A 3152-nucleotide genomic window follows, 5' to 3' on the forward strand; every position below is an offset into this window, starting at 1 on the left:
GCAGGAGGTCACCGGTTCGATCCCGGTAGGCTCCACCACCCAACAGTCCATGTGACGAGACCAGTCGCAAGTCTTGAGACATAGAAGAGGTTCTTTCTTCTTCATTCTTATGACTTCCGACTGTTCTTCGAACAGTCGCTCTTTAACAATGTAATCCTGCTGACAGTTCCTTTCGAAAGAAAGGACATGAGATACGTCTCAAGCGTATCCGGCAATTGTCGTTGAGTCATCGCGACCAGACTCCTTCGGGTTATATGGTCAAGCGATGAAGCGCACACGGTGGATGCCTAGGCAGCCAGAGGCGATGAAGGACGTGGAAGCCTGCGATAAGGCTCGGCGAGGTGGCAAACAACCTGCGACCCGGGCATTTCCGAATGGGGAAACCCACCCATCGCAAGATGGGTATCGTTGACTGAATCCATAGGTCAACGAGGCGAACCGGGGGAACTGAAACATCTCAGTACCCCGAGGAAAAGAAATCAACCGAGATTCCCCCAGTAGCGGCGAGCGACCGGGGAGTAGCCCTTAAGCAGGTGATTGATTAGGCGAACGAGCTGGGAAGCTCGACGATACAGGGTGATAGTCCCGTAGCCGAAAATCTGATCCTGTGAAATCGAGTAGGTCGGGGCACGTGAAACCTTGACTGAAGACGGGGGGACCATCCTCCAAGGCTAAATACTCCTGGCTGACCGATAGTGAACCAGTACCGTGAGGGAAAGGCGAAAAGAACCCCGGAGAGGGGAGTGAAATAGATCCTGAAACCGTGTGCGTACAAGCAGTGGGAGCAGGCAGGTCCTGTGACCGCGTACCTTTTGTATAATGGGTCAGCGACTTATTTTCAGTGGCGAGCTTAACCGATTAGGGGAGGCGTAGAGAAATCGAGTCTTAACTGGGCGACCAGTCGCTGGAAATAGACCCGAAACCGGGCGATCTATCCATGAGCAGGTTGAAGGTTGAGTAACATCAACTGGAGGACCGAACCAGGATCTGTTGAAAAAGATTTGGATGACTTGTGGATCGGAGTGAAAGGCTAATCAAGCCCGGAGATAGCTGGTTCTCCTCGAAAGCTATTTAGGTAGCGCCTCACGTATCACCGCCGGGGGTAGAGCACTGTTTCGGCTAGGGGGCCATCCCGGCTTACCAACCCGAGGCAAACTCCGAATACCGGTGAGTGCAAGCGTGGGAGACACACAGCGGGTGCTAACGTCCGTTGTGAAAAGGGAAACAACCCAGACCGTCAGCTAAGGTCCCGAAATCCTGGTTAAGTGGGAAACGATGTGGGAAGGCTTAGACAGCTAGGAGGTTGGCTTAGAAGCAGCCATCCTTTAAAGAAAGCGTAATAGCTCACTAGTCGAGTCGGCCTGCGCGGAAGATGTAACGGGGCTCAAACCAGGTACCGAAGCTACGGGTGAGCGGTAGAGGAGCGTCGTGTACGCCGACGAAGGTGAGTCGAAAGGCTTGCTGGAGGTATCACGAGTGCGAATGCTGACATGAGTAACGATAAGGGGAGTGAAAAACTCCCCCGCCGGAAGACCAAGGGTTTCTGTTCGACGCTAATCGGAGCAGAGTGAGTCGGCCCCTAAGGCGAGGCCGAAAGGCGTAGTCGATGGGAAACGGGTCAATATTCCCGTACCTCACTGTATTGCGATGGGGGGACGAAGAAGGCTAGGTGAGCCAGGCGTTGGTTGTCCTGGTGAAAGTCAGTAGGCTGGGGAATCAGGCAAATCCGGTTCCCCAAGGCCGAGAGACGAGACGAACAGACTACGGTCTGGAAGTCATTGATGCCACGCTTCCAGGAAAAGCCTCTAAGCTTCAGATACAGTGGGACCGTACCCCAAACCGACACAGGTGGTCAGGGTGAGAATCCCAAGGCGCTTGAGAGAACTCGGGTGAAGGAACTAGGCAAAATGGTGCCGTAACTTCGGGAGAAGGCACGCCGCCGTTACGTGAAGGCCCTCGCGGCTGGAGCGGAAGGCGGTCGAAGATACCAGGTGGCTGCAACTGTTTATTAAAAACACAGTACTCTGCAAACGCGTAAGCGGACGTATAGGGTATGACGCCTGCCCGGTGCCGGAAGGTTAATTGATGGTGTTAGCGTAAGCGAAGCTCCTGATCGAAGCCCCGGTAAACGGCGGCCGTAACTATAACGGTCCTAAGGTAGCGAAATTCCTTGTCGGGTAAGTTCCGACCTGCACGAATGGCGTAATGATGGCCACGCTGTCTCCACCCGAGACTCAGTGAAATTGAAATCGCAGTGAAGATGCTGTGTACCCGCGGCTAGACGGAAAGACCCCGTGAACCTTTACTACAGCTTCACACTGGACGCTGATGTTGCTTGTGTAGGATAGCTGGGAGGCTTTGAAACGGTAGCGCCAGCTACCGTGGAGCCAACCTTGAAATACCAGCCTGGCATCATTGGCGTTCTAACTCAGGTCCGTTATCCGGATCGAGGACCGTGTGTGGTGGGTAGTTTGACTGGGGCGGTCTCCTCCCAAAGTGTAACGGAGGAGCACGAAGGTACCCTCAGCACGGTCGGAAATCGTGCAATGAGTGCAAGAGCATAAGGGTGCTTAACTGCGAGACAGACACGTCGAGCAGATACGAAAGTAGGTTCTAGTGATCCGGTGGTTCTGTATGGAAGGGCCATCGCTCAACGGATAAAAGGTACTCCGGGGATAACAGGCTGATACCGCCCAAGAGTTCACATCGACGGCGGTGTTTGGCACCTCGATGTCGGCTCATCACATCCTGGGGCTGAAGTCGGTCCCAAGGGTATGGCTGTTCGCCATTTAAAGTGGTACGCGAGCTGGGTTTAGAACGTCGTGAGACAGTTCGGTCCCTATCTGCCGTGGGCGTTGGAGATTTGAGAAGTGCTGCTCCTAGTACGAGAGGACCGGAGTGGACGACCCTCTGGTGTACCGGTTGTCACGCCCGTGGCATTGCCGGGTAGCTAAGGTCGGACGGGATAACCGCTGAAAGCATCTAAGCGGGAAGCCTCCTTCAAGATGAGATCTCCCCGAGGCCTCGAGCCTCCTGAAGGGTCCAGCAAGACGAGCTGGTTGATAGGCCGGATGTGGAAGCGCTGCAAGGCGTTGAGCTGACCGGTACTAATGGCCCGTGAGGCTTGACCATATAACACCCAAGGAGGATGG

General features: G+C 54.6%; 1 rRNA gene. It reads left to right on the forward strand.

The window, feature by feature from the left end:
• The first annotated feature begins 256 nt into the window (after nucleotides 1-256).
• Nucleotides 257-3132, forward strand: a 23S ribosomal RNA gene (locus HSDC_RS15125).
• The last annotated feature ends 20 nt before the right edge of the window (nucleotides 3133-3152 follow it).

This window comes from Halomonas caseinilytica, from assembly GCF_001662285.1.
Lineage (GTDB): Bacteria > Pseudomonadota > Gammaproteobacteria > Pseudomonadales > Halomonadaceae > Halomonas > Halomonas caseinilytica.